The sequence below is a fragment of the Actinomycetospora sp. CA-084318 genome (assembly GCF_050955885.1).
Taxonomy (GTDB): domain Bacteria; phylum Actinomycetota; class Actinomycetes; order Mycobacteriales; family Pseudonocardiaceae; genus Actinomycetospora.
In genome coordinates this window covers 1,211,229-1,237,131 of sequence record NZ_CP192098.1, presented here as the reverse complement: position 1 = coordinate 1,237,131, position 25,903 = coordinate 1,211,229, and the positions used below count along the sequence as shown (strand labels likewise).

Genomic DNA, 25,903 nt, shown 5'->3' with positions numbered 1-25,903 from the left:
GTGCCTCTCCTCTACCGCGGCAGGCCGAGCACGCGCTCGGCGACGATGTTGCGCTGGACCTGCGACGAGCCGCCCCAGATCGTGACCGACCGGGACCAGTGGTCCTGCGCGTGGAACGGGGACAGGTCGACGTCGGGCCGCGGGGCGGACAGGGTCGCCTCCGGGCCGAGGACGTGCTCGAAGGCCTCCCACAGGTCCTGGAACGCCTCGGACCACTGCAGCTTCGTCATCGACGACTCCGAGCCGAGGTCCTTGCCCTGCTCCACCTGGGTGAGGATGTGCATCGCGTGGTAGCGCAGGCACTCCAGCTCGACGAGGCAGCGCGCCAGCTCCTGGCGGGCCACCGGGTCGTCGGCACGCCCGAACCGCTTGGCCTGCGCGACGATGTCGTCGTACTGCCGCCGGAACTCGGTGTACTGCCCGACGCCGGAGGCGCCGCGCTCGAAGGAGAGCAGCAGCATCGCGGTGCGCCACCCCTGCCCGATCTCGCCGAGGCAGTCCTTGGCGGGCACGCGGGCGTCGGTGAAGAACACCTCGCCGAACTCGCTCGCACCGCTCATCTGCTTGAGCGGGCGGGCCTCGACGCCGGGCTGGTTCATGTCGATCAGCAGCATCGACAGGCCCTTGTGCTTCTCCGAGCCGGCCTCGGTGCGCACGATGGTGAAGATCTTGTCGCCGTGCATGGCGTTGGTGGTCCAGATCTTCTGCCCGTTGACGACGTACTCGTCGCCGTCGAGCACCCCGCGCGTCGCGACGGCGGCGAGGTCGGAGCCGGCGCCGGGCTCGGAGAAGCCCTGGCACCAGATGACCTCGTTGCGCAGCATCGGGCCGATGATCTCGGCCTTCTGCTCCTCGGTGCCGATCGCCATGATCGTCGGGGCGAGGAAGGTCAGGCCGAGGACGTTCACGGTCTGCGGGGCGTGCGCCCGCACCGTCTCCTCGTCGTAGATGGCCTTCATGCCGGGGGTGCCGCCGCGGCCGCCGTACTCGACGGGCCACTGGATGCCCGAGAAGCCCGCGGCCGTCTTGCGCGCCTCCCACTCGCGGCGCTTCTCGAACGACTCCTCGTCCGACAAGGTCGCCCAGTAGCCCGGGACGGTCCACTCGGTCGGGATGTTCTCGGCGAGCCAGGTGCGCAGCTCCTGCCGGAACTGCTCCTCCTCCGCCGTGTAGGTCAGGTCCACGCCCGGCACTCTCGCAGGTCCCGGACGGCCCCGCACTACCGCCGGGTAGGTCCGCTCCGGTCGGGTCAGCAGCGCAGGATGCCCTGCTGCTCCTTCAGGGTGAGCACCCGCCGCACGGCGTCCTGCGCGCGCTGCGCGAAGGCCGGCTCCCGGGCCGCCGCGGTGATGTCGTCGAGCATCGGGGCGAGATCACCCGGGCGGATGGTCAGCACCAGGTCACCGCCCGCGGCGAGGAACTTCGTGGCCCGGGCGCCGACCGCGGTGTCGGCCAGCGCCGCCGCAGCCCCGACGTCGTCGGTGATGATCACACCCTGGAACCCCAGCTGCCCGCGGAGCAGGTCGTTCATCACCCGCGAGGAGAACAGCGCCTGGTTGTCCGGGTCGATGCGGGAGTAGCGCGCCGAGGACATCATCACGAGCGGCGCGCCGGCCCGGATGCCCGCCGCGAAGGACTGCAGGGTCGGCGAGTCGGTCCCGGTGGTCGAGTCGACGACGCCGCCGGCGAAGTCGGTGTTCTGCCGCACCTCCCCCAGGCCCGGGAAGTGCTTGAGGGTCGGGGCGACGTCGGCGTCACGCATCCCGGCGACGAAGGCCCGGACCCCGGCGGAGGCGGTCGCGGCGTCGTCGCCGTACTGCCGGTCGAAGCGGCCCACCGGGGCGTTCTGCTCGCCCAGCGCCGGGTCGACGACGTCGGCCACCGGCGCCAGGTTCACCGTCACACCGACGTCGCGCAGCGCCTGGCCCCAGCCCTTCGCGTCGGCCTGCAGCCCGCCCGGGTCCCGCCCCTGCGCCAGCGCCGAGGGCATCGTCGGGAAGCCGGGGCCCTCGAGCTCCTGGACCTGGCCGCCCTCCTGGTCGGCGGCGACGAGCAGCGGCACCTCGGCGCCCCCGGTCGCCTGGGCGCTGGTGACGACCTTCGTCACGGCGTCCGCGCTCGCCGACTCACCGTCGGTGAGGATGATCCCGCCGGGCTCGAGGGCGAGCGCCTGGCGCGCGGCCTGGCTGACCCCACCCGCCGGGACGCCGACGACGACGAGCTGGGCCCAGCGCTGCCGGTCGGTCAGCCGGTCGTAGGTGGTGGCGGCGCAGGAGACGGGTGCGGCGGTGCTCGTCGTCGACCGGGGTGGCGCGGCCGCGTCCACCGAGCCGGTGGGGAGCGGCGGCGCCGCAGCCGGGGCCTGCGCGGCGCTGCAGCCCGTGAGCAGGGCGAGGGCGGAGAGCGAGGCGACGAGACCGGAACGTGACATCGCGGGCCAGGGTAGGGACGAGCCGTCGTCGTGAGGGACCAGGGTGGGCGCGGCTGGGCACGGGCCACCCGGATGGGACACGATGCGACCCATGAGCACCACGCGGCGGGCGGTCACGCTCCACGGGCACCGGATGGCGTACCTGGAGGCGTGCCCGGAGGCCTCGACGGAGGATCCCGAGGTGCTGGTGCTGCTGCACGGGGTCGCCGGGAGCTCGTCCACCTGGCAGCCCGTGCTCGACCGGCTGGAGGCCGAGGGCTGCCGGCACCTCGTGATCGTCCCCGACCTGCTCGGGCACGGGGAGTCCGCGGGCCCGAGCGGCGACTTCTCGATGGGCGCCTACGCGAACGGGCTGCGCGACCTGCTCGCGGCGCTCGGGCACCGGCGCGTGACGGTGGTCGGGCACTCGCTCGGCGGCGGCGTCGCGATGCAGTTCGCCTACCAGTTCCCGGAGATGTGCGCGCGGCTGGTGCTGGTGTCGTCCGGGGGCCTCGGGCGCGGGGTGAGCCCGACGTTGCGGCTCGCGGCGCTGCCGGGCGCCGGGATCGTGCTGCCGCTGCTGGCCCGCACCGGCCTGCTCGGGCTGGGCGTGAGCGCCCTGCGGGCGGCGGCCGCCCTCCCGCTGCCCGCGGCGGAGAAGGTGTCGCTGGTCGAGTACTCCCGGCACGTCGGATCGCTCACCGAGCGCGCGCACGCCGACGCCTTCGTCGACACCATCCGCGGCGTCATCGGTCCCCACGGCCAGCGCGTGAGCGGGACCGACCGGCTCTACCTCACCGAGGGGCTGCCGACGATGGTGGTGTGGGGCCGGCGTGACCCGATCATCCCCGTGGGGCACGCCTACCGGGCGGCGGCGCTGATGCCCGGCTCCCGCCTCGAGATCTTCGACGGCTCCGGGCACTTCCCGCACTGCGACGAGCCGGAGCGCTTCGTCGAGCTGCTCACCGCGTTCTGCGCGTCGACCGCGCCGGGCGAGATGTCCGCCGCCGTGATCGGCGCGAAGCTCGTCGGCTGAGCCCGATTCCCCGTCGCTCCGCTCGCCCGTCACACGTTCCGGCACTGGTAGGCCAGTGCCGGCGGGACGTTGCGCCAGACGATGGGCGTGACGGCGACCTCGTCGAAGCTCTCCTGGAGCAGCTCGCGGAAGCGTCGCTGCGTGGGGAGGTTCATCACGTGCGCGTAGGCGAAGGTGGTGAACACCCCGCCGGGGACGAGCACGCGGTTGACCTGCTCCATGATCCCGCGCTGCGCCTCGCGGCTGAACAGGGTCCACGGCAGGCCGCTGACGATCGCGTCGACGCTCGTGATCCCGACGTCGGCGAGCAGTTTCTGCAGGTCCTTCGCGTCGCCCTCGAGCACCTCGAGCCAGGGCAGGTTGCGGCGCAGCAGGGTCACCATGCTGCGGTCGAGCTCGACGGCGACGTGCCGCGCCTCCGGCGGGAGCCGGCGACGGAGGGCCTGCGAGACGACCCCGGTGCCCGGCCCCAGCTCGACCACCGTCGACGCCACGTCCGCCGGCGCCACGGACGCGAGCAGGTCGGACAGCGCCCGCCCGCTCGGGGCGACCGCACCGATCACACCCGGGCTCCGCACGGCGGAGGAGACGAAGGTCAGCAGGTCACGAGCAGCCGTCACGCCAGGCAGCGTGGCAGGTCGTCCGCCGGGCGACCACCGGAAGCCGTGGGGGTCACCGCGGGTCGACGACCCGCATCACGATGTAGACGACCAGCAGCAGGATCATCATCGAGAGGTCGAGGCTGATGTTCCCGATGCGCACGGCGGGGATCAGCCGCTTGAGCAGTTTCACGGGCGGGTCGGTCACGCGGTACATCAGCTCGAGGCTCACGGCGGTGCCCCCGGCCGGCCGCCACTCGCGGGCGAAGCCCCGGACGACCTCGACGACGAGGCGCCCGATGATGAACAGGTAGAACACGAACAGGACGTAGTAGACGACCAGGAGGATCGTGTCCGTGGGGCTCGCCATGCCTCCAGTGTCCCCTGTTCGCGGTGGGGGCCAGGATCCCGGGTCATGATCCTCCACATCTGTCCGCGCTCCGACTGGGAGGCCGCCGGCACGGCGCTCGAGCCGCCGTCGCTCGCGAGCGAGGGCTTCGTGCACTGCTCCGACCCGGGGACCGTCGCCCTGCCCGCCACACGGCTCTACCGGGGTCGGGAGGACCTGCTGCTGCTCGAGGTCGACCCCACGCGCTGCGGGGCGCCCGTGCGGTGGGAGCCGGGGGTGCGGGACGGGCAGGTGGAGACCTCCGGGCCGTGGTTCCCGCACGTGTACGGCCCGCTGCCGGTCGCGGCCGTGGTGGGGGTGCACCCGTTCCCGCCGGAGCCGGACGGGTCGTTCCGCCTGCCCACGTCGCTCGCGGAGCGGTGAGGGTCCTGGTGCCGACGCCCTGAACGACGAAGGCCCCCTCACCGTGGTGAGGGGGCCTTCGTGGTGGTAGCGGGGACAGGATTCGAACCTGTGACCTCTGGGTTATGAGCCCAGCGAGCTACCGAGCTGCTCCACCCCGCGCCGTCGCCGTGCGTTCCGGCGATGACAGCAACACTACCGGGCGGTGAACCGTCGGCTCGCAGGGGGGGGTGGGGCCGCCGCGCCCGCGCGAGGTCCACACCACGCAGGTCCGCGGGTCCGGCGGCCTGCCCCACGTCACCCTCGCGGGGCAGCATCGCCCGCGCGGCCCGTCGTCGGGAAGGCCCGGGAACGACGAAGGGCCCCTCACCGTGGTGAGGGGCCCTCCGAGGAGTAGCGGGGACAGGATTCGAACCTGTGACCTCTGGGTTATGAGCCCAGCGAGCTACCGAGCTGCTCCACCCCGCGTCGTGCTGTCAACGATACGCGACGCGGGGTGGAGTGGATCAGCCGGGGGTCCCCCCGGTCGCGGCCCGGTACTGGTTGATGGCGTTCGCCAGGTCCTGCTGGGCCTGACCGATCCCGGCGAAGTCGCCCTGCTGCTGTGCGGTGCGCAGCCGGTCGAGCGCCGAGTTCATCGAGTTCACCGCGGCCGTGACCGCCGCCGAGCTCCCCGCAGCCGGTGCGGCCCCGGCGGCCGGGGCCTGGCCCGCGGCCGGGGTCTGCGCCTGCGTGGGCGTCTGTCCCGCGGCCGGGGTCTGCGACTGGCCCGGCGTCGTCGTCGCCGTGCCCGACGAGCCGAACACCTGGGTCAGCGCCTCGGGCAGGGTCGGCGCATAGCCGATCCGGCCGCCGAAGCTGACCAGCACCCGGGAGAGCTGCGGGAACGAGGACTCCTGGTTGGAGCGCTCGATGTAGACCGGCTCCACGTAGAGCAGGCCGCCCGCCACCGGCAGTGTCAGCAGGTTGCCGTAGAGCACCTGGGTGCCCTGCTGGCGCAGCAGGTTGAGCTCGCTGGAGACCTGCGGCGACGACAGGAACTGCGTCTGCACCTGCTGCGGACCCCGGGTCTGGGTGTCCGCCGGCAGTTGCAGCAGCGTCATCTGCCCGTAGGTGCCCGGATCGGAGCTCACCGACAGGTACGCCGAGAGGAACTCACGGCGCAGGCTGACCAGCGCGGTGGTCAGCTGGAACTGCGGGATGTTGGCCGAGCCGCGCTTCGGGTCGTCGGCGAGCAGGTAGTACGGCGGCTGCGGGTCGCCCGCGGCCGCCGCGGCGTCGCTCGTCGGGTCGGACGGGACGTCCCAGAACGACACCGTCGAGTAGAACTCGCCGGGGTCGGACACGTGGTACCGGGTCAGCAGGTCGCGCTGGACCTTGAAGATCCCCTCCGGGTACCGGTAGTGCGCCCGGAGGGCCGGCGGCACCTCGGCGGCCGGCTTGATGACGCCGGGGAACGCCTTCTCCCAGGTCTGGAGCACCGGGTCGGTCGGGTCGTTCTCGTAGAGGTCGACCTGACCGGTGTAGGCGTCCACGGTCGCCTTCACCGAGTTGCGCATGTACCCGGCGACCTCGGGCGAGAGCGTCGCGTTGTTCACCGAGTCCCGCGTGGCGTCGCCGAGCGGCACCTGCTGGGAGTACGGGTAGCGCGGCAGCGTCGTGTAGCCGTCGACGATGTACTTGATCGAGCCGTCGACGACGGCCGGGTACACGTCGTTGTCCAGCTCCAGCCAGGGCGCGACCTTCTGCACCCGGGTCAGCGGGTCGCGGTTGTACATGATCCGCGAGTTGTCGCCGATGGAGGAGTTGAACAGGATGTTGCGCTCGAAGCCGTAGTAGGCGAAGAACGCCAGACGCGTGATCGGGTTCGCCAGCGAGACGCCGCCGGGCCCGTCGTAGGTGAACTGTCGCGAGTCCGTGTCGTACTCCCGCGGCGGGGTCCCCGCGTCGGCGCCGACGATCGCGTAGTCGTCCGGGCCGTTGACCAGCTCGCCGAAGTAGATCCGCGGCTGCGTCAGCCCGAAGGGCCCCGGGGTGTCGACGTCGGACACCTGGAACTGCGGGTAACCGCCCTGGCCGCCGTTGGAGTCCAGCGGGGCGTTCACCGTGTTCGCGGGCGCGGCGACGAACCCGTTGCCGTGGGTGTAGACGAGGTGCCGGTTGATCCAGTCCTGCTGGTTCCCGACGAGGTTGTCGGGGTCGATCTCGCGCGCCGCGACCACGTAGTCCTGGGTCTGGTTGTTCACCGTGTAGCGGTCGACGTCGAGCGTGGCCGGGAAGCCGTAGAAGTTCCGTCGCTGCTCGAGCTGGGTGAACGTGCGCGACAGCCGGTTCGGGTCGAGCAGCCGGATGTTCGGCACCGTCGCGGTGTCGGTGGCGATGGCCTGCTGGACCGCCGCCGCGCTCTGGTCGGTGGTCCCGGCGTACGGCTCTCTGGTGACCGTCTGGTCGGTGATCCCGAACGCCTGTCTGGTCGCCTGGATGTTGCGTTCGATGGAGAGCGCCTCACGCTGGTTGGCGTTCGGGCGCACCGAGAACTGCTCGAGCACGGCGGGCCAGGCGGCGCCGACCAGCACGCTGGAGAGCACCAGCAGGGCGAGGGCGATCGCCGGGATCTGCAGGTTGCGCAGGAACACCGCGGCGAAGAAGGCGGCCGCGCAGATCACCGCGATGAGCAGCAGGATCAGCTTGGCCGGCATCGCCGCGTTGAGGTCGGTGTAGCTCGCGCCGTAGAAGTTCGCGCCGCCGATCGAGGCCTTGCGGTCGGAGAACAGCAGCTCGTAGCGGTCGAGGAAGTAGGCGACCGCCTTGAGCAGCACGAAGGTGCCGGCGAGGACGGCGAGGTGGGCGCGCGCGGCGGTGGCCAGCGAGCCGTTGCGGCCCGCGAGGCGGATGCCGCCGAAGATGTAGTGCGCCACGAGGGCGGCCACGAAGCTGACGCCGATGCCGACGAACAGCCACGAGAGCACCGCCCGCCAGAACGGCAGGGCGAAGACGTAGAAGCCGATGTCGTGCCCGAACACCGGGTCGGCGATGTTGAACGGCGTCTGGTGCAGGAAGAGCTGGGTGGTCTGCCAGTCGGCCTGCGCCGAGAGGGCCGCGATGACCGCGACGAGCACCGGGATGCAGATCGCGAACAGCCGCAGGTGCGAGAGCACCACGGTGCGGTAGCGCGCGACCGGGTCCTCCGGGCCCGCGACGGGCACGAACACGGGACGGGTGCGGTAGGCGATGTACAGGTTGAGCGCGATGAGCCCACCCATGAACACCGCGGCGACGACACTCTGGATCACCCGGGTGGCGAGCACCGTGGTGAAGACGTCGCGGTAGCCGACCTCGCCGAACCAGGCGAAGTCGACGTAGACGTCGACGAGCCGGGCCAGACCGACGAGGACCACGAGCACGACCGCGCCCAGGACGAGCAGCGATTTCGTACGCCGGGAGAGCTGCGGGTTCCCGGTCGCCGGCCGGTTGGCCACGGGCGGTCACACTCCAGAGATGTCGAGGGGGCTCGGAGCCTCAACTCTATTGAGCCCGTGTGGGTTCCCTGTGGACGGCTTCGTCCGTTTCTCAGCAGGTCGGCGGGGTCCGACCGGCCGCGATGGCCTGGACGGCGGCCACACCCTCGCGCAGGTCGGACACCCGCGCCAGGGTCAGCCCGTCCGGCGCGCTGCGCTCCGCCTCCGCACAGTTGCCCGCGGGCACCAGGAACGCGGTCGCGCCGTCGTTCCGCGCGGCGTCCATCTTGAAGCGGATTCCCCCGATCGGGCCGACCCGGCCGGCGGCGTCGATCGTGCCGGTGCCCGCGATGTCCTTGCCGCCGGTGAGGTCGCCGGGGGTGAGCTTGTCGACGATCGCCGTGGCGAAGATGAGCCCGGCGGAGGGCCCGCCGACGTCGGCGAGGCCGATCCGGATGGTGGCGGGCGCGTCGACCACGCCGGCCGCGGTGATGCCGAGGTAGCCCTTCGTGGCGTCCCCGGGCCGCGGCGCGGTGGTGACGGTGACGTCGCTGGTGACCCCGCCCCGCACCACGGTGAGCACGAGCGGCGCACCGGGCCGGGAGGCACCGACGGCGTCGACCACGTCCTGCGGCGTCGTCACCGACCGGCCGCCGATCGCGCTGATGCGGTCGCCCTGGCGCAGCAGCCCCACCGAGGGGCCGGGCGTCGTCACGTCGCCGACCTCGACCGCGCTCGAGTAGCCGAGGTAGCGCAGCGCGGCGTTCTGGGCGTCGTCCTCGGACTGCGTGAACTGGCGGGTGTTCTCCGCGTCGACCTGCTGGCTCGACTGGCCCGAGGGGTAGACCTGCTCGCGCGGCACCACCTCGTGCGACCCGCTGATCCACATCGCGACGGCACCGAAGAGCGTCACCTGGCTGGTGACCGCGACCGTGGTCATCCGCAGCTGGCCCGTCGTCGGGAAGGTCGGGACGGCGCCGGAGACGTCGATGATCGTGCGGCCGTCCTGGGCGCCCAGGACGTCGAAGGTCGGCCCGTCGCCGAGGGCGACGAAGGGCACCCGCACCGTCGCCCCGGTCAGCCCCAGCACCGCGGCGAGCACGAGGCCCAGGGCCAGCGTCGCGCGCAACCGGGTCACGGGCCGCGAGGGTAGTGATCGCCCCCGTGGGGTCGGGATACGGGCTCGACCCTGAATGTTCGCTGTGGGCGTGCTGTGCGGTCTCCGGGACCGGTCCCGGGGCAGGTCGGCGCGCGTACCGTGGTCGCCATGAGTGACCTGCCCTTCGGTTTCGGCCCGTCCGACCCCGACGACGAGCGGCGCCGGGGCGAGTCCGGGTCCGGCTCCGGCGGCGGCCCGCAGGGCTTCGGCTTCGGCGCCGGCGGCAACCCGTTCGGCGCCCTGGGCGGCGCCGGGGGCGCGGGCGGTCCCGGCGGGTTCGACATGAACCAGCTCGGTCAGATGCTCACGCAGCTCGGGCAGATGCTGTCCGCGTCCGGTGGTCCGGGCGGCGGGAACGGGCCCGTCAACTACAAGCTCGCGGCGCAGATGGCACACCAGCAGATCACCGTCAAGGGCGCGCCGACCGCCGAGCAGAAGAACGCGATCGTCGAGTCGGTGCGGCTCGCCGAGCTGTGGCTCGACGACGCCACCACGCTGCCCTCCGGCGCCTCGACGGTCACCGCCTGGTCCCCCGACGACTGGGTCGACGCCACCATCCCCACCTGGCAGCGGCTCTGCGACCCGGTGGCGCAGCGCGTCGCGGGCGCCTGGGTCGAGGGCCTGCCCGCCGAGGCCCGCGAGATGGCGGGCCCCATGCTCGGGATGATCTCCCAGGTCGGCGGCATGGCGTTCGGCTCGCAGCTGGGCTCCGCGCTCGGCCAGCTGGCCGGTGAGGTGCTCACCTCCTCCGACGTGGGTCTCCCGCTCGGCCCGGAGGGCACCGCCGCGCTGCTCCCCGACGCGATCGCCCGCTTCACCGAGGGCCTCGACCGCCCGGCCGGTGAGGTGCTCGTCTTCCTCGCCGCCCGCGAGGCCGCCCACCACCGCCTGTTCGGGCACGTGCCGTGGCTGCGGCAGCGGCTGCTCGCCACCGTCGAGGAGTTCGCCCGCGGCATCTCGATCGACACCTCGCGGATCGAGGAGCTCGCCCGCGACCTCGACCCGTCGAACCCGGCGGCCATCGAGCAGGCGATGTCCTCGGGGCTGTTCGAGCCGCAGACCACCGAGGCGCAGAAGGCGGCGCTGGCCCGGCTGGAGACCCTGCTGGCCCTCGTCGAGGGGTGGGTCGACCACGTGGTCGCCGCCGCCATCGGCGACCGGCTGCCCGGCGCCGACGCGCTGCGCGAGAGCATGCGCCGCCGCCGCGCCTCCGGCGGTCCGGCCGAGCAGACCTTCGCCACGCTGGTCGGGCTGGAGCTGCGCCCGCGCCGGCTGCGCGACGCCGCCGAGCTGTGGCGCCTCCTCGGCGAGGCGCGGGACGTCGACGGCCGCGACGCGGTGTGGGCGCACCCGGACCTCCTGCCCACCGCCGAGGACCTCGACGACCCGGCCGCCTTCGTGCGGGGCCGCTCCGAGCTCGCCGGCGAGTCCGGCGAGGGCTCCTTCGCCGACCTCGACGACCCGATCGCCCGCCTCGAGGCGGAGATGAAGGCCGAACAGGAGAAGGGGACGCAGGCTCCCGACGACGAGTCGGAGGGCGGTTCCGACGGCCCGTCCGCCGGCCCGGACGCCGGGTCGAAGGGCTAGTCCTCGTCGTCGACGTCGGGTTCCGACCCGATGTCGAGCCCGGCCCCGTCCGACAGTCCCTCGAGGTAGCCGATCGCCCGCTCCGAGCGCGGGTACCGCGCCTCGAGGGCCCGGAAGGCGGGGCCGTGTCCCGACTCGCGCAGGTGCGCGAGCTCGTGGACCAGCACGTGGTCGAGCACCCAGCCCGGCACGTCCCGCAACCGTTCGCTGACGCGGATCGTGCCCTCGCTCGGCGTGCACGACGCCCAGCGCGTCCGCATCGGCGGCACCCAGCGCACCCACACCGGGCGGGGCCAGCGGCCGTCGGGACCGACCGGGTCGAGGTGCTCGCGGGCGAGCCCGTCGGCCCGGCGGGCCAGGTCGTCGTCCTCGGCCCGCCGCCCGGGTCGACGACGGGCCTCCGAGCGCTGCAGCTTCGCGACCATCTCGGCCACCCAGCGCTGCTCCTGCGCCCGGCTCGCCGAGGCCGGGATCGAGACGACGAGGGTGTCGCCCTCGCGGCGGGCGCTGATGGTGCGCGTGCGGCGGGCGCTGCGGCGCACCTCGACCTTCGGGTCCTCCACCCCGGTCACGGTAAACGAGACGGATCCGGATGCCGTCGGCGTGCGTCCAAGCGGATGTGAGGCCCTCCCCGTCACCCCAGCCGTCCCGCCTCGTGGTCGCCCCGCGCTGGCACGACGCCACCACGGCCCGGTTCGGCGACGACCCGGTCCGCCAGCTCGACGGCGTCGACCCGCCCCTGCGGGCCCTGCTCGACCGGCTCGCGGCGCCGGAGGCCGGCACGTCGCCGCTCGCGGAGGCGGTGGCGCGCGGCGCCCGCCCGGAGGACGCGACCGCGCTGCTGGCCGACCTCGCCGCCGCCGGCCTCCTCCGCGCGGACCCCTCGGTTCGGCCCAGGACGGCCTACGTCCGCGTGCACGGGGCGGGACGGCTCGGCGTCGCGATCGCGACGGTGCTCGCCGGCGCCGGGGTCGGCCGGGTGGCGGTCCGGGCGGGCGGGCTCGTGAGGCCCGGGGACCTCGGCACCGGGCTGGAACCCGGTGACGTCGGTCACCCGGTCGTCCTCGCGGTCGCGGCCGCCGTGGCACGGGCCGACCCCGCCGTCGCCGTCGCGGAGCCGTCCCGACGACGGCCGGACCTCGTCGTCCTGACCGGTGCGGCGGTGGACGACCCGCTCGTGACCGGCCGGTTGCACGCCCGGCACCAGCCGCACCTCGCGGCGGCGGCCGGGGACGCCGTCGGCGTCGTCGGGCCCCTGGTGCTGCCCGGGCGGACCTCCTGCCTGCGGTGCGCCGCGCACCAGCGGAGTTCCTCCGCGCCCGCCGCCCCCGTGACGGTGCCCGGCGCGGTGACCGTGGCGGGCCTCGTCGCCGGTCACGTCCTGGCGTTCCTCGAGGGCCGGCCGGCGCTGCTCGGGGCCGCGGACGAGATCGACGCGGCGGCGGGGTCGATGACACGTCGTCCGCGTCCGGTGCATCCGGGCTGCCCGTGTGGCGGCCCACCTCCGCGCGCCCCGGGCGACGCCGCGGGGGAGAATCGGGGTCGTGTCCGATGACATCCCGCGCCGCACGGTCCAACGCTCCGCGCGCCTGGCGTCCCTGCCGCTCGGGTTCGCCTCGCGCACGGCCGCCGGATGGGGTCGCCGCCTCGCGGGCGGTGACGCCGGGGAGATCTCCGCCGACGTCGCGCGCAAGGGCGCCGAGCAGCTCTTCGCCGTGCTCGGCGAGCTCAAGGGCGGCGCGATGAAGTTCGGGCAGGCCCTGTCGGTGTTCGAGGCCGCGGTCCCGCCGGAGCTGGCCGAGCCCTACCGCGAGGCCCTCACCCGGCTGCAGACCGCCGCTCCCCCGATGCCGGCCGCGCGTACCCACCGGGTGCTCGCCGAGCAGTTCGGCCGCGGGTGGCGCGAGCGCTTCCGGGAGTTCGACGACACCCCCGCGGCCTCGGCGAGCATCGGCCAGGTGCACCGCGCCGTGTGGGGCGACGGACGTGAGGTCGCCGTCAAGGTGCAGTACCCGGGCGCGGAGGAGGCCGTGATGGCCGATCTGCGCCAGCTGCAGCGCTTCGCGCGGGTCATCCAGCCGATGGTGCCCGGCATGGAGATCAAGCCGCTGCTCCAGGAACTGCGCGACCGCATGGCCGAGGAGCTCGACTACCGCGACGAGGCCGACGCGCAGCGCGCGTTCGCCGCCGCGTTCGAGGGCGACGAGCACGTGGTGGTGCCGCGGGTCGTCGCGTCCGCCCCGAAGGCGATGGTGTCGGAGTGGATCAGCGGCACGCCGCTGTCGCAGGTCATCCGGGTCGGGGAGCCCGAGGAGCGCGACCGCGTCGGCAACCTGCTCTCCACGTTCCACTTCTCCGCCCCGGCCCGGGTCGGGATGCTGCACGCCGACCCGCACCCCGGGAACTTCCAGATCCTGGCCGACGGGCGGCTGTGCGTGATCGACTTCGGTGCGGTCGCGCGCCTGCCCGAGGGGCTGCCCTACGAGCTCGGCCACATGCTCGCGCTGTCGGTCGAGGACCGCTCCGACGAGCTGCTGGAGCTCATGCGGGAGCTCAACTTCGTGCTGCCCGACACCGACATGACCCCGGAGCGGGCGATGGCCTACCTCGGGCCGCTGGTGGACCCGCTGCGCACCGAGAAGTTCCACTTCACGCGCGAGTGGATCCGCGGGCAGGCCGAGCGGCTCGGTGACCTGCGCCGTCCCGAGTTCGAGACCGGCCGCGGGTTGAACCTGCCGCCGCAGTACCTGCTCATCCACCGGGTGACGCTGGCCTCGGTCGCCGTGCTCTGCCAGCTCGACGCCGAGATCGGCCTGCGCGCGATCTTCCGCGAGTGGCAGCCGGGCTTCGACGTCTGAGGGCACCGCTCACCACCGGCGTCCTCCGTGGCGTGAGGGGAACCCTCGAGCGCTCGTGTCGCTCGAGGGCTCCCCTCACGCGGGTGGGCGGGCCGGGGCGTGACGTCACGCCACACCGGCCTCCGCCCGGGCGGCCGCGATCTCGGCGTCGCGCGCCAGGTCGGCCTTCGACGGCCGACCCCGCGGGCGCTTCCGCGCGATCACGGCACCACGGTCGAGGATCTCGCCGCCCCACACCCCGGCGAACTCCCGCCGCTCGAGCGCGCCGGTGAGGCACGCGCGCCGGATCGGGCAGGTGGTGCACAGCACCTTGGCCTGCTCGAGCTCGGACGGGCTGTCGGAGAACCACAGGTCGTCGGGCTCCGTGCGGCAGGGCAGGGAGGCCGACACGGGTTGGTCGAGGACGGCGGGCACGGGATACATGGGTCGGACCTCCAACGGCGGGTGTTCGGGGGTGGGCACCCGGGCCGCGGAGTCGTCGTCGGGTGGGACGACGAAGGCCGCGAACCGGAGTGGTCCGCGGCCTGGGAGAGCGTGGTGGTCAGTCCTGGGGAGGACCACCGCTCGGGCGCGGACGGTGCGGGGCGAGATCGACGTGACGCTGCGGGACGGATGAGCCGGCCGGGCGGGAGCCCGGGAGGCCCGTCGCCGGGGACACCTCTCCCCCGGTGACCGGCACGGCCGGCACGGCCGCGAAGGCCCGGATGCGCGTGAGCTGCGCACCGGCGACCACGCGGTCCCACGCGCAGACGTCCGCCGTCGCGGAGGTGCCGGCGACGGCGTCGGAGACGGGCATGCCCGTGAACAAGGTCTTCATCGGTGCACACCCCCTCGTCTCGACCCCGGACACCTCGTGCGCCGGAGTGCTGTCGAACCTAGGGGCCCTCCCGCGGGGGCCGCAACGGAATTAACCGGAGATTCGTGCGGGAAGTTTCAGCGGGCGTGCTCGCGCACCATCGTCAGCACGTCCTCGCCGTAGCGCTCCAGCTTCGACGCGCCGATCCCCGGGATCGTCACCAGCCCCTTCGCGTCCTGCGGGCGCTGCTCGGCGAGCGCGACCAACGTGGCGTCGGTGAACACCACGTACGCCGGGACCGAGCGCTGCTTGGCCTCGGTCGAGCGCCAGGTGCGCAGGGCGTCGAGCAGCTCGACGTCGACGTCGGACGGGTGGTCGGTGCAGCGGCCGATCTTCTGGGCGCCCGCGTCGGCCAGGGCCTTGCCGCAGATCCGGCAGCCCGCCCGTGCGACCTTCGCCTTCGGTCCGCCGTCGATCCCCGAGCCGGGCTTCCGCGCGGCGGGGTGGTCCTCGGGCACCAGCCCGTAGAGGAAGCGGCTGCGCCGCCGCGAGCGCCGGCCGCCGGACTGGCGGGCGAGCGCCCAGGAGATACGCAGGTGCACGCGCGCGCGGGTGACGCCGACGTAGAGCAGGCGCCGCTCCTCCTCCACCGCCTCGTCGTCGCCGTCGGCGTGCTGGATGGGGAGCGTCCCGTCGACGAGTCCGACGAGGAACACCGCGTCCCACTCCAGGCCCTTGGCCGCGTGCAGGGACGCGAGCGTCACGCCCTGCACGGTCGGTGGGTGCTGGGCCTGCATCCGGGTGGACAGCTCGGCCAGGAACGAGCCGAAGGTCGCCTCCGGCACCGCCTCGACGAGGTCGGTCGCCAGTTCCGCGAGCGCCCGCAGCGACTCCCAGCGCTGGCGCTGCGCGCCGTCGGAGGCGCTGCCAGCGGGCGGGGTGTCGGTCAGGCCCTGCTCCCCGAGGGCGGCGCGCACCGTCGTGACGACGTCGGCGCCGACGACGGCGTCCGCCCCGCCCTCCAGCCGTCCCCCGAGGGTGCGCAGGGCGGCGATCGCGTTCTTCACCTCGGTGCGCTGGAAGAACCGCTCGCCGCCGCGCACCTGGTAGGCGATCCCCAGGTCGGAGAGCGCCTGCTCGTAGACCTCCGACTGCGCGTTGATCCGGAACAGCACCGCGATCTCCGCCGGGGAGACCCCGTCGTCGATCAGCCCGCGGATCTGCTCCGCCACGGCGACGGCCTCCGCGGGCTCGTCGTCGTGCTCGGCGAAGTCCGGCGCCGGCCCGGGGGGCCGCTGGCCCTCGAGGCGCAGCCGGCTGCCCGCGGCGCGACCGCGGGCGGCCCCGATCACCGTGTTCGCGGCGGCGACCACCTGCGGGGTCGACCGGTAGTCGCGGACCAGCCGGACGACCTCGGCCTCGGGGTACCGGCGGGGGAAGTCCAGCAGGTAGGACGGGCTCGCCCCGGCGAAGGAGTAGATCGTCTGGTTGGCGTCGCCGACGACCGTGAGGTCGTCCCGCCCGCCCAGCCAGGCGTCGAGCAGCCGGTGCTGCAGCGGCGTGACGTCCTGGAACTCGTCGACGACGAAGCAGCGGTACCGCTCGCGGAACTCGTCGGCCACCTCGGCGGTCTCCTCCAGCGCGCCCGCCGTGTGGATGAGGAGGTCCTCGAAGTCGAGCTGCTCGGCCCGGTTCTTGAGCTGCTCGTAGGCCGCGTAGACCTGGGCCACCTGGTCCGCCGGGGCGGGCGTGTCGCGCTGCGCCGCCGCGACCGCCTCGACGTAGCGGTCCGGCGCCACCAGGCAGGCCTTGGACCACTCGATCTCGCTCGCGAGGTCGCGCAGCGACTCCCGGTTGGTGGCCGCCCCGGCGCGCTGCGCGGCCTGGCCGACGTAGCGGACCTTGTTCTCGATCAGCGGCCACGCCTCGCCCCCGACCGCGCGCGGCCAGAAGTAACGCAGCTGCCGCAGGGCCGCGGCGTGGAAGGTCCGCGCCTGCACCCCGCCGACCCCGAGATCGCGCAGCCGGGTCCGCATCTCGCCGGCCGCCCGGGCGGTGAAGGTGACCGCGAGGACCTGACCGGAACGCACCTGCTCGGTGCGCACGAGGTGGGCGATCCGACGGGTGATCGTGCGGGTCTTGCCGGTGCCCGCGCCCGCGAGCACGCAGACCGGACCGCGCGGGGCGACCACGGCCGCCCGCTGCTCGGGGTCCAGTCCGTCCGTCGCACTCCGATCCACCGCCACGCCGCCATCGTCTCAAGCGGGTCCGACATCGTGGGGCCCGACCGGCCTCCCGCGGCAGGAAAGCCCTATCGGCGTGCTCCCCTTCCGCGCCCAGTGGCAGGAGAACCACTCCGTCAGCGGGCGCGTCGTCGGAAATGCCCCGGGGTCTCCCCCGCGAGGCGGGCGAACTGGCGGGTGAACGCCGGCTGGTCGTAGAACCCGCACGCGAGCGCCACCTCGGCGAGCGGGAGGTCGGTGGTGGTGAGCAGCGAGCGGGCGCGGTCGATCCGGGCGCGCAGCACGAACTGGGTGGGCGCGAGCCCGAAGACCGCCCGCATCCGGCGTTCGAGGGCGGAGGCCGACAGGCCGGCCGTCGCCGCCATCTCGTCGAGGCGCGGCGGGTCGGCGATCCGGGCGGTGACGAGGTCGACGACGCGGGTGAGCGCGGGCATCGCCGGGTCGGTCTCGTCGGCCGAGCGGAGGTCCTCGGACACGCTGACCACCCCGACCACCCGGTCGTCCGCCCGCACCGGCACCTTCGTCGTGAGGTACCAGCCGGGCACGCCGCCCTCGCGCCGGATCAGCTCCAGCTCGTGGCGCAGCGTCCGGCCGTCGGCGAGGACGCGCGCGTCCTGCTCCTCGTACCGCTCGGCGAGCGCGGGCACGAACAGCTCCCCCGCCCGCCGCCCGACGACGCCGGCCCGGTCGCGCTGGTTGGTGCGCCGCACGAAGGCGTCGTTGACCTCGGTGTAGCGGCCCTGCGCGTCCTTGGCGCAGAACATGACGCCGGTGAGCTCGGCGAAGAGCGCGACCAGGGCGTCGGCGGGCAGGTCCACGCCGCCATCCTCGTTGGCGGGCCCCGGCGGCGCCGACGCCGGATTCGGACAAGAAGAGTGTCGGACCCCGGGTGCACGCTGGAGCCATGAGCGAGCAGGTGGTGCAGGCCGGGCTGGACGAGGCACTGGTCGAGCGCGCGGTCGCCCGCGCCGACCGCTGGGCCGGGGCGAGCGACGAGGCCGGGCACGACGCGTCGACCCGCCGGCTCGCCGCGCTCGTGCACGACCCGGCCGGGGTCGACTTCGCGATGCACTTCGTCGACCGCGTCGCGCGCCCGGAGGACGACGCCGTCGCCGCCCGCGAACTGGCGCGCCTCGCCGGACGCGGTGCCACCCTCCCCGGCTTCGCGTCGGCCCTCGACCGGCTGATGCTGCGCACCGGCGCGGCGCTCGCGCCGCGCGTGCCGCGGCTCGTCGTCCCGCTCGCGCGGCGGCGGCTCCGGCAGCTCGTCGGGCACCTCGTCGTCGACGCCTCCGGCCGGGTGCTCGGCCGCCGGCTGGCGGCCGCGCGGGCCGACGGCGTCCGGCTCAACCTCAACCTGCTCGGCGAGGCGGTGCTGGGCGAGGACGAGGCCGACCGGCGGCTGGCGCGCACGCTCGAGCTGATCCGGCGCGACGACGTCGACTACGTGTCGGTCAAGGCGTCGTCGGTCGCGAGCCAGCTGGTGCCGTGGGACCTGGAGGGCAGCCGGGACCGGCTCGTCCGCCGCCTCAGCCCGCTGTTCGAGACCGCGCGCGACCACGGCGTGTTCGTGAACCTCGACATGGAGGAGTACAAGGACCTCCACCTCACCGTCGCGCTGTTCACGGCGCTGCTCGAGCAGCCGTCGCTGCGGGGGTACGCGGCGGGGATCGTGCTGCAGGCCTACCTGCCGGACTCGGTCGCGGCCCTGGAGCACCTCGCGGCCTTCGCCCGACGACGCGTGGACGCGGGTGGCGCGCCGGTCAAGGTGCGGCTGGTCAAGGGCGCGAACCTGGCGATGGAGCGGGTGGACGCGGCCCTGCACGACTGGCCGCAGGCGCCCTACGCGACGAAGGCCGAGGTCGACGCCAACTACGTCCGGCTCCTCGACCGGGCGCTGCGCCCGGACCTCGCCGACGCGCTGCGCATCGGGGTGGCGAGCCACCACCTGCACCACGTGGCGCTGGCGGTCGAACTGGCCGCCGCCCGGGGCGTGGGCGCGCAGATGGACGTCGAGATGCTGCAGGGGATGGCGCCCGCGCAGGCCCGGGCCGTGGCCGCCGACCTGCCGGAGAGCGGGCTGGTGCTCTACACCCCCGTAGTACACGCCGAGGACTTCGACGCGGCCGTGAGCTACCTGGTCCGTCGGCTGGAGGAGAACGCCGGCCAGGAGAACTACCTGTACGCGATGTTCTCGGCGGAGGGCCCGGGGTCCTACGTCGACCGGTTCCGCGCCTCGGTGCGCGACCGCGAGGCCGTCGCGGACACGCCGCGCCGCACGCAGGACCGCAGCGCCGAGGTGGTCGACGCCCCGGCTCGCTTCCGCAACGAGCCCGACACCGATCCCTCGCTCGGCGCGAACCGCGACTGGGCGCGGCGGGCAGTGGCCGCGGCACCCGCCGTCGTTCGGGCCTCGGAACTGACCGACCCGGCCGCGGTGGACGCGGTGGTGGAGCGCGCGGCGGCATCGACGTGGCGAGCGGTGCCTCCGGCCGAGCGCGCCCGGTTGCTGCGGGAGGCCGCGCGGGCACTGGCCGGGGCGCGCACGGAGCTGCTGACGACGATGGTCCACGAGGCCGGCAAGACGGTCGCCGAGTCCGACCCGGAGATCTCGGAGGCCGTCGACTTCGCGGCCTACTACGCCGACCGCGCGGAGGAGCTGGACCCGCGGCGCTTCACGCCCGACCGGGTCGTCGTCGTGACGCCCCCGTGGAACTTCCCGGTGGCGATCCCGCTGGGCGGCTGCCTCGCCGCGCTCGCGGCCGGTGCGGCCGTCGTCATCAAGCCGGCGCCGCAGGTGCGGGCGTGCGCGGAGGTCGGCGTCGCGGCCCTGCACCGGGCGGGGATCCCGGCGGACGCGCTGCAGCTGGTGCACACCGACGAGGCGGACGCCGGACGGCGGCTCGTGACGCACCCGGCGGTCGACCGGGTGGTGCTCACCGGCGCGAGCGAGACCGCGGCGCTCTTCCGGTCCTGGCGGCCCGACCTCGCGGTGGTCGCCGAGACCAGCGGCAAGAACGCCCTCGTGATCACCCCGGCGGCCGACCCCGACCTCGCGGTGGCCGACCTGGTGCGCTCGGCGTTCGGGCACGCCGGGCAGAAGTGTTCCGCCGCGTCGCTGGCGATCCTCGTCGGGTCGGTGGGTGACCCGCGCTCGCCGGTCGGGCGGCGCTTCCGCCGTCAGCTCGTGGACGCGGTGCGGACGCTGCGGGTGGGTCCGGGCACGGACCTGTCGTCGACGATGGGTCCGCTGGTCGGCGACCTGTCACCGAAGCTGGAGCGGGCGCTGACCACGCTCGAGCCCGGGGAGGCGTGGCTGGTGGAGCCGCGTCGGACGGGTGAGGCGCAGTGGACTCCGGGGGTGCGTGAGGGCGTGGCGCCCGGGTCGTGGTTCCACCTCACGGAGTGCTTCGGCCCGGTGCTCGGCCTGATGACGGCCACAACCCTGAACGAGGCGCTCGAGCTGCAGAACGCGACCGCGTTCGGGCTCACGGGAGGCCTGCACTCGCTCGACCGGGACGAGGTCGAGCACTGGATGGAGCGGGTCGAGGTCGGCAACGCCTACGTCAACCGGCACATCACCGGCGCGATCGTGCAGCGTCAGTCGTTCGGGGGCTGGAAGGGCTCGGTGGTGGGTCCCGGGGCGAAGCCCGGCGGGCCGAACTACGTGGCGCAGTTCGGCTCCTGGGCGGACGACCCGGCGCCTGCCACCGCGTCGCTCGGGCGCGCCGCGGCGGACCTGCTCGCCTCCGTGGCCTCCACGGTGTCGGCGGACGACCTGGCGTGGCTGCGCACGGCGGCGGGGTCGGACGCGTTCTGGTGGCGCGCGGAGTTCGGTGTGGAGCGCGACCCGACGGGGATCGCGGCCGAGGCCAACGTGTTCCGGTACCGGCCGCTGCCGGGGCTGCGGGTCGTCGTGGCCGACGGCGCCGCGGACCGCGACGTGGTGCGGCTGCGGCTGGCCGGCGCGTGCGCCGGGGTGCCCGTCGCCGACGTGACCCCGGAGGTCGTGCCGGAGCCCGGCGAGCGGCTGCGCGTGGTCGGGACGGCGCCGGAGGCGCTGCGCCGACGGGCGGGCGAGGTGGGGGCGTCGTTGGTCGAGGGCCCCGTGCTCGCCGACGGTCGACGCGAACTGCTGACCGTGCTGCGTGAGCAGGCGGTCAGTGTGACCCGTCACCGGTTCGGCCACGTGGAAGCCTGACGCGCCTGCGTGCGTTGTGCACCACATGGCGCAGATGACGATGTACACGACCAGCTGGTGCGGGTTCTGCCGGCGGCTGAAGAGCCAGCTGGACCGCGAAGGGATCGGCTACGCCGAGGTCGACATCGAGCGCACCCCGGACGCGGCCGAGATCGTCACGCGGATCAACGGCGGCAACCGCACGGTGCCGACGGTCGTCTACCCCGACGGCTCGTCCGCCACCAACCCGAGCTTCGCCGAGGTGAAGACGGCCCTGGCGAAGGCCGAGGCCACGCCGGGCGTGTGATCCGGCGCCGCCCCTCACGTGGCAGGAAAGCGTCGTTGCTGTCATCGGGTGACAGCAACGACGCTTCGCTGTCGCGAGGAGACGATCAGCCCGCCGCGGCCCACGCCTCGAGCATCGCGCGCGCGATCGACACGCCGCCGGGCAGGATCAGCTCGCGGTCCTCGCCGGCCTCGAACGCCGTCCCACCCACGCCCTGGGCACCGCGCGGCCCGTCGCCCTCGCGGGTCATCCAGTCGCCCGCGGCCAGGGCGTCCTGCAGCTCGGTGCGGGTGACCCAGCGGGCGTTCTCGATCTCGCCCTCCTGCAGGGCGAGCGTCTGCTCCGGGTCGGCGACCGCGGAGAACCCGATCATCAGCGAGCGCGGGAACGGCCAGGGCTGCGACCCGAGGTAGGTGATGTCGGTGACGGTCACCCCCACCTCCTCGGCGCACTCCCGGGCCACGCACGCCTCGAGCGACTCGCCGGCCTCGACGAATCCGGCGAGCACCGAGTAGCGGCCCTCGGGCCAGATCGGCTGGCGCGCGAGCAGCACGCGGTCGGCGCCGTCGTGGACCAGGCAGATCATCGACGGGTCGGTGCGCGGGTACTCCTCGTGGTCGTTCGCCTCGCACAGCTGCGCCCACCCGGCCTTGATCGGCCGCATCGGCGAGCCGTCGCGGGCGCAGAAACGGGCCCGCTCCTGCCAGGACAGCAGGGCCACCGCCGTCGTCAGGAGTCCCGCGGAGTGGGCGTCCAGGTCGCCGCCGGAGACCCGCAGGTCGCGCCACAGCTCGGTCGAGGAGAACCCGGAGCCGGCGTCGTTCGACGCGTCGGCGTCGGGCACGCGGACGCCCCAGTAGGCCGTGCCGTCCTCCTCCCCGAGGAGGACGGCGCCGTCGGGGATCGACCCGCCGAACTCGCGGGACGGCACGTCGATGACCCGCAGTGTCCCGTCCGGCTGCTCCTCGACCGGGGTGCGGCCCTGCGGGTCGACCCGCACCACGCGGGCGAGCGGCCACGTCGACGCCACGTGCTCGGGGTCGTCGCGGACCTGCTCGCGCCGGTCGACCGTGGAGCGCGAGAGCCGCGGCAGGGAGTCGAGGTGGAACGCCGCCCGCATGTCGGGCCCCGCGGTGGGTGCAGTGGTCACGGAGTCCTGATACCACCCAACGCGCGCAACGACTCCGCCGACGTGGCGGCGTCGGCCACCACCACCCCGGTGAACCGGGCCGGGGCGAGGAACTCCGCGGCCGCGGCGTGGACCTGCTCCAGCGTCACGGCCTCGAGGCGCTGGGGGTGCTCGCGCACCCACCCCGGGTCCAGCCCGACGCCGGCCAGCCCGGCGAGGGTGGACGCCAGCCCGGCCTGCGTGTTCATCGAGATCAGCAGGGACCCGACGGCGTAGCGGCGGGCCGACTCGAGCTCGGCCGCGGTCGGCGGCACGACGGCGACGCGCCCGAGCTCGTAGCGCATCTCCAGCAGCGCCGGGGCGGTGACCTCCGAGGCGCAGTCGGTCTCGACGAGCAGCGCGGCCCCGTACGGGTCGAACTCCAGCGACGACGACGCGTGGTAGGTGTAGCCCTTGTCCTCGCGCAGGTTCTCCACCAGGCGCGACGAGAAGTACCCGCCGAAGGCCAGGTTGGCCAGCTGCAGGGCCGGATAGCGCGGGTCGGTGCGGGGCACGGCCGCGGCGGAGAGCCGCAGCTGGGACTGCACGGCGCCCGGCCGGTCCACGAGCAGCAGGTCCGAGCCGTGCAGCTCGGGCAGCGGCGGCAGCAGACCCGCGTCGCCGGGCGCGTCCCAGGCCGCCAGGGCCGCCTCGGTGGCAGCGGCGGCGGCCGCCGGGTCGAGGTCCCCGACCAGCACGAGCACCGAGCCGCGGGGCACCACCTGGCGGCGGTGCATCGTCGTGAGGTCCTCGGTGGTCACCGCGGCGACGTCGGCGACGTCGGGCATCTCCCGGGTCACCGGGTGGTCGCCGTAGCGGTGGCGCTGCAGGGCCCGACGCGCGATCACCGAGGGCTGGGCGGAGGCCACCTGGATCCGTTCGGCGAGCCGCTCCCGCTCCCGCGCGACCTCGTCGTCGGGATAGGAGGCCCCGGTCAGCACGTCGGCGACGACGTCGAGCAGCGTCGGCAGGCCCTCGGCCAGCGCGTGCCCGGCCGCGGCGAGGCGCTCCGGGTCGACGGAGAAGCCGATCTCGCCGCCGACGCCCGCGAGGTCGTCGTCGAGGGAGATCCGGCTGCGTCGGCCGGTCCCGGAGAGCAGGGTGGAGGCCAGCACCTCGGCGACCGCGGCGTGGGTGGGGCGCTGCGCGTCCTCGCCGGAGAACGGGATGCGCAGCCGGAGCTCGACCATCGGGACGCCGGGCCGGCGGACCGCGATGACGCGCAGCCCCGTCGTCAGGACGGTGTCGACCTCCTCGGGCGCGGGGACCCGCGGTTGCGGCCGCAGCGGCGGCAGCTCACGGGGCCCGGCCGGGGTACGGCCGATCTCGGCGGCGGAACGGCGCTCGGCGGCGGTGGGGGCGGTCATGCTCCGGCTCCGGGGGTGAGGACGAGCAGGGCACGGGCGTCGGGGCGCAGCGCGTTCGCGGCGGCGGCGACCGCCTCGGGCGTGACGGCGGCGATGGCGCCGGGCAGCTCGTCGGAGAGCTCCGCCCGGCCGTGGACGAGCTCGGCCGACCCGAGGGCGAGCATCCGGTTCATCAGCCGGTCGTGCTCGCGGTGCAGCGCGCTGGCCCAGCGGGCCGTGACGCGGCGCAGCTCCTCGGGGTCGGGGCCGCGCTCGCCGAGGACGAGCAGCTCGGCGTCGACGGCGTCCACCACCTGCCGCGGGTCGACGGTGTCGGGGTGCACCGCGGTGATCGTGAACGTGTCGGGGTCGCGGGCGTCCAGCGGCGCCCCCATGAGCCCGGCCGAGGCGGACACGTCGGTGACGAGGCCGTCGCCGTAGACGAGGCGCTGGGTGAGGCGGGCCGCCTCGCCGTCGGTGAGCAGGCTGCCGAGGACGGCGTGCGCGAGGTAGCCGGGCAGGTCGGTGCCCGGGTCGGGCAGGCGGTAGCCCAGGGCCAGCGCGGGCAGCGGGGCGTGCGCGTCGAGGACCGACTCGTACCGCTCGCCGTCGGGGGCCGGCTCGCCGAACGCGGGCCGGGCCGGGACCGGGCGGGCCGGGATGTCGCCGAAGTGTCGCTCGACGAGCGCGGCGGCGTCGTCCGGGTCGAAGTCGCCGACCACGGTCAGCACCGCGTTGCCCGGCGCGTAGTAGGCGTCGAAGAACGCGGCGGCGTCGTCGAGCGTGGAGGTCTCGAGGTCGGTGAAGTCGCCGTAGCCGTTGTGCGCGTTCGCGAACGTCGAGTACAGCACCGGTGGCAGCAGGATCCAGGGGAAGCCGCCGTAGGGCCGGTTCAGCACGTTGAGGCGGATCTCCTCCTTCACCACGTCGATCTGGTTGCGGAGGTTGTCCTCGGTGAGCTTCGGCGCGCGCAGCCGGTCGGCCTCGAGGAACAGCCCCCGCTCGAGCGCGCCGGCCGGGAGGATCTCGAAGTAGTCCGTGTAGTCCTGGTGCGTCGACCCGTTGAACACCCCGCCCGAACCCTGCACGTGGCGGAAGTGGGCGAGCTTCTCCAGGCTCTCCGAGCCCTGGAACATCAGGTGTTCGAAGAGGTGCGCGAACCCGGTGCGGCCCTCCGGCTCGCTGCGGAAGCCGACGTCGACGTGGACGGCGACCCCGACGACGGGATTGGTCCGGTCGGGCGCGAGGAGCACCCGGAGACCGTTGTCGAGCGTCAGTCGCTGTCGCTGCTCGGGCGGGGCCGAGGTGGGGGCCGTACTCACCCCCCGACCCTAACGGCGTCGAGGGTCCCGCTGGGCGGGGACGGCGCGTCGGGCGGGTCGGCCCCGTCCGTGTCCCGGGCGACGGGTCGCGGCGCAGGCCCGGCCGCGGGCGGGCGCGGTCGCGGGCCGCGCGGGGCGGCGCTGCTGCCGGCTCACGGCGACGACGAGCGAACCCGCCCCGAGCGCGGCCGCCACCGCGAGGGCGAGCTCCAGCCGGGCCACGAGCGGGGAGACGGCGTCGCCCGCGGCGTCCGTCGCGGTGCGGGTGCCGGTCGCGCCCGTCCCGGCGACGGCCAGCGGCGCGGTGATCGTGCCGTCGGCGGGCACCTGGACGGGCACCGGGAAGCCGGGGTTGCGCCCGCAGCCGTCGAGCAGGGCCGTCCGCCGGACGCCGTCGACCTCGAGGGTCACGCGGTCGTGCGGGTCGGCCGACAGGCAGGACGCGGTGGCGGTGACCACGGCGGTCACGGTGACCGGCGGCGCCACCGGCGCGGCGGGCGCGGGGCCCAGCCCGACGGCCTGCGCGAGCGCCGGGACCCGCGGGACGACGACCGCGACGACGGCCAGGGCCCCGAGCGCGAGCGCGACCAGCAGCACGAGTGTGCGGGTGGAGCGGCGATCACCCGCGGTGGCCCGGGAACGCGCAGGTGCGGAGGCGCGGGACGGGAGACCGACCGTGAGTGACACGGCTGACATTCTGCTCA

General features: G+C 74.5%; 22 protein-coding genes and 2 tRNA genes. 7 read left to right on the top strand and 17 right to left on the bottom strand.

Features of this window, described 5'->3' with window-relative positions; translation table 11 throughout:
- Positions 1 to 11: 11 nt before the first annotated feature.
- Together ACQPYX_RS06050 and ACQPYX_RS06045 are read right to left on the bottom strand one after the other, a co-directional pair.
- Entirely contained in the window at positions 12 to 1,184 is a 1,173-nt protein-coding gene (locus ACQPYX_RS06050) for an acyl-CoA dehydrogenase family protein (protein ID WP_433802002.1), read from the bottom strand.
- A 65-nt stretch (positions 1,185 to 1,249) separates the two neighbouring features.
- Positions 1,250 to 2,431: a glycoside hydrolase family 3 N-terminal domain-containing protein gene (locus tag ACQPYX_RS06045; RefSeq protein WP_433802001.1), complete on the bottom strand. Its 1,182-nt coding sequence runs from the start codon at positions 2,429 to 2,431 to the stop codon at positions 1,250 to 1,252.
- Positions 2,432 to 2,522: 91 nt separating this feature from the next.
- On the opposite strand from ACQPYX_RS06045, the gene ACQPYX_RS06040 reads away from it, so the two are divergent.
- Positions 2,523 to 3,446, top strand: coding sequence for an alpha/beta fold hydrolase (locus tag ACQPYX_RS06040; protein ID WP_433802000.1), 924 nt, complete (start codon positions 2,523 to 2,525; stop codon positions 3,444 to 3,446).
- 29 nt (positions 3,447 to 3,475) lie between these two features.
- Here ACQPYX_RS06040 and ACQPYX_RS06035 read toward each other — a convergent pair whose 3' ends face one another.
- Both ACQPYX_RS06035 and ACQPYX_RS06030 read right to left on the bottom strand, forming a co-directional pair.
- Positions 3,476 to 4,066: a class I SAM-dependent methyltransferase gene (locus ACQPYX_RS06035; RefSeq protein WP_433801999.1), complete on the bottom strand. Its 591-nt coding sequence runs from the start codon at positions 4,064 to 4,066 to the stop codon at positions 3,476 to 3,478.
- 52 nt (positions 4,067 to 4,118) lie between these two features.
- On the bottom strand, positions 4,119 to 4,415 hold the full coding sequence (locus tag ACQPYX_RS06030; protein ID WP_433801998.1) for a YggT family protein: 297 nt from the start codon (positions 4,413 to 4,415) through the stop codon (positions 4,119 to 4,121).
- 45 nt (positions 4,416 to 4,460) lie between these two features.
- Here ACQPYX_RS06030 and ACQPYX_RS06025 point away from each other — a divergent pair, with 45 nt between their 5' ends.
- Positions 4,461 to 4,817, top strand: coding sequence for a DUF952 domain-containing protein (locus tag ACQPYX_RS06025; protein ID WP_433801997.1), 357 nt, complete (start codon positions 4,461 to 4,463; stop codon positions 4,815 to 4,817).
- Positions 4,818 to 4,881: 64 nt separating this feature from the next.
- Here ACQPYX_RS06025 and ACQPYX_RS06020 read toward each other — a convergent pair.
- From ACQPYX_RS06020 to ACQPYX_RS06005, 4 genes are all read right to left on the bottom strand, one after another.
- A tRNA-Met gene (locus tag ACQPYX_RS06020) sits at positions 4,882 to 4,958 on the bottom strand.
- 232 nt (positions 4,959 to 5,190) lie between these two features.
- Positions 5,191 to 5,264: transfer RNA gene (locus ACQPYX_RS06015), tRNA-Met, on the bottom strand.
- 38 nt (positions 5,265 to 5,302) lie between these two features.
- The gene (locus ACQPYX_RS06010) at positions 5,303 to 8,275 is read right to left on the bottom strand and encodes a UPF0182 family protein (RefSeq protein ID WP_433801996.1); all 2,973 of its coding nucleotides are present in this window, start codon (positions 8,273 to 8,275) and stop codon (positions 5,303 to 5,305) included.
- 91 nt (positions 8,276 to 8,366) lie between these two features.
- Positions 8,367 to 9,392: a YlbL family protein gene (locus ACQPYX_RS06005; protein ID WP_433801995.1), complete on the bottom strand. Its 1,026-nt coding sequence runs from the start codon at positions 9,390 to 9,392 to the stop codon at positions 8,367 to 8,369.
- Positions 9,393 to 9,521: 129 nt separating this feature from the next.
- Here ACQPYX_RS06005 and ACQPYX_RS06000 point away from each other — a divergent pair, with 129 nt between their 5' ends.
- On the top strand, positions 9,522 to 11,000 hold the full coding sequence (locus ACQPYX_RS06000; RefSeq protein WP_433801994.1) for a zinc-dependent metalloprotease: 1,479 nt from the start codon (positions 9,522 to 9,524) through the stop codon (positions 10,998 to 11,000).
- On the opposite strand, the gene ACQPYX_RS05995 is transcribed toward ACQPYX_RS06000, so the two are convergent.
- A complete protein-coding gene (locus ACQPYX_RS05995; protein ID WP_433801993.1) occupies positions 10,997 to 11,563 on the bottom strand; it encodes a M48 metallopeptidase family protein in 567 nt (188 codons plus the stop codon). The genes ACQPYX_RS06000 and ACQPYX_RS05995 overlap by 4 nt on opposite strands.
- 92 nt (positions 11,564 to 11,655) lie before the next feature.
- Between ACQPYX_RS05995 and ACQPYX_RS05990 the strand changes: the two genes are divergently transcribed.
- Positions 11,656 to 12,555 carry a ThiF family adenylyltransferase gene (locus ACQPYX_RS05990; protein ID WP_433801992.1) on the top strand — a complete coding sequence of 300 codons (900 nt, stop codon included), beginning with the start codon at positions 11,656 to 11,658 and terminating at the stop codon, positions 12,553 to 12,555.
- A complete protein-coding gene (locus tag ACQPYX_RS05985) occupies positions 12,545 to 13,858 on the top strand; it encodes an ABC1 kinase family protein (protein WP_433801991.1) in 1,314 nt (437 codons plus the stop codon). The genes ACQPYX_RS05990 and ACQPYX_RS05985 overlap by 11 nt, the downstream gene beginning before the upstream one ends.
- Before the next feature lie 105 nt (positions 13,859 to 13,963).
- On the opposite strand, the gene ACQPYX_RS05980 is transcribed toward ACQPYX_RS05985, so the two are convergent.
- The 4 genes from ACQPYX_RS05980 to ACQPYX_RS05965 form a co-directional block, all read right to left on the bottom strand.
- Positions 13,964 to 14,281, bottom strand: coding sequence for a WhiB family transcriptional regulator (locus ACQPYX_RS05980; RefSeq protein ID WP_433801990.1), 318 nt, complete (start codon positions 14,279 to 14,281; stop codon positions 13,964 to 13,966).
- A 118-nt stretch (positions 14,282 to 14,399) separates the two neighbouring features.
- Positions 14,400 to 14,675: a hypothetical protein gene (locus ACQPYX_RS05975; protein WP_433801989.1), complete on the bottom strand. Its 276-nt coding sequence runs from the start codon at positions 14,673 to 14,675 to the stop codon at positions 14,400 to 14,402.
- 116 nt (positions 14,676 to 14,791) lie between these two features.
- Positions 14,792 to 16,900: an ATP-dependent DNA helicase UvrD2 gene (locus tag ACQPYX_RS05970; protein ID WP_433801988.1), complete on the bottom strand. Its 2,109-nt coding sequence runs from the start codon at positions 16,898 to 16,900 to the stop codon at positions 14,792 to 14,794.
- Between the two features lie 113 nt (positions 16,901 to 17,013).
- The gene (locus ACQPYX_RS05965) at positions 17,014 to 17,715 is read right to left on the bottom strand and encodes a helix-turn-helix domain-containing protein (protein ID WP_433801987.1); all 702 of its coding nucleotides are present in this window, start codon (positions 17,713 to 17,715) and stop codon (positions 17,014 to 17,016) included.
- 86 nt (positions 17,716 to 17,801) lie between these two features.
- On the opposite strand from ACQPYX_RS05965, the gene ACQPYX_RS05960 reads away from it, so the two are divergent.
- Both ACQPYX_RS05960 and ACQPYX_RS05955 read left to right on the top strand, forming a co-directional pair.
- Complete coding sequence (locus ACQPYX_RS05960; protein ID WP_433801986.1) at positions 17,802 to 21,098, top strand: proline dehydrogenase family protein; 3,297 nt, start codon at positions 17,802 to 17,804, stop codon at positions 21,096 to 21,098.
- Between the two features lie 25 nt (positions 21,099 to 21,123).
- Positions 21,124 to 21,384, top strand: coding sequence for a mycoredoxin (locus tag ACQPYX_RS05955; protein ID WP_433801985.1), 261 nt, complete (start codon positions 21,124 to 21,126; stop codon positions 21,382 to 21,384).
- Between the two features lie 85 nt (positions 21,385 to 21,469).
- Here ACQPYX_RS05955 and nudC read toward each other — a convergent pair whose 3' ends face one another.
- Genes nudC through ACQPYX_RS05935 form a run of 4 tightly spaced genes read right to left on the bottom strand, consistent with a single transcriptional unit; the run spans position 21,470 to position 25,886 of the window.
- Entirely contained in the window at positions 21,470 to 22,483 is a 1,014-nt protein-coding gene (gene nudC, locus ACQPYX_RS05950) for an NAD(+) diphosphatase (protein ID WP_433803683.1), read from the bottom strand.
- Positions 22,484 to 22,509: 26 nt separating this feature from the next.
- Entirely contained in the window at positions 22,510 to 23,898 is a 1,389-nt protein-coding gene (locus ACQPYX_RS05945) for a M16 family metallopeptidase (RefSeq protein ID WP_433801984.1), read from the bottom strand.
- Complete coding sequence (locus tag ACQPYX_RS05940; RefSeq protein WP_433801983.1) at positions 23,895 to 25,199, bottom strand: M16 family metallopeptidase; 1,305 nt, start codon at positions 25,197 to 25,199, stop codon at positions 23,895 to 23,897. The genes ACQPYX_RS05945 and ACQPYX_RS05940 overlap by 4 nt, the downstream gene beginning before the upstream one ends.
- 9 nt (positions 25,200 to 25,208) lie before the next feature.
- The gene (locus ACQPYX_RS05935; protein WP_433801982.1) at positions 25,209 to 25,886 is read right to left on the bottom strand and encodes a hypothetical protein; all 678 of its coding nucleotides are present in this window, start codon (positions 25,884 to 25,886) and stop codon (positions 25,209 to 25,211) included.
- Positions 25,887 to 25,903 lie beyond the last annotated feature (17 nt).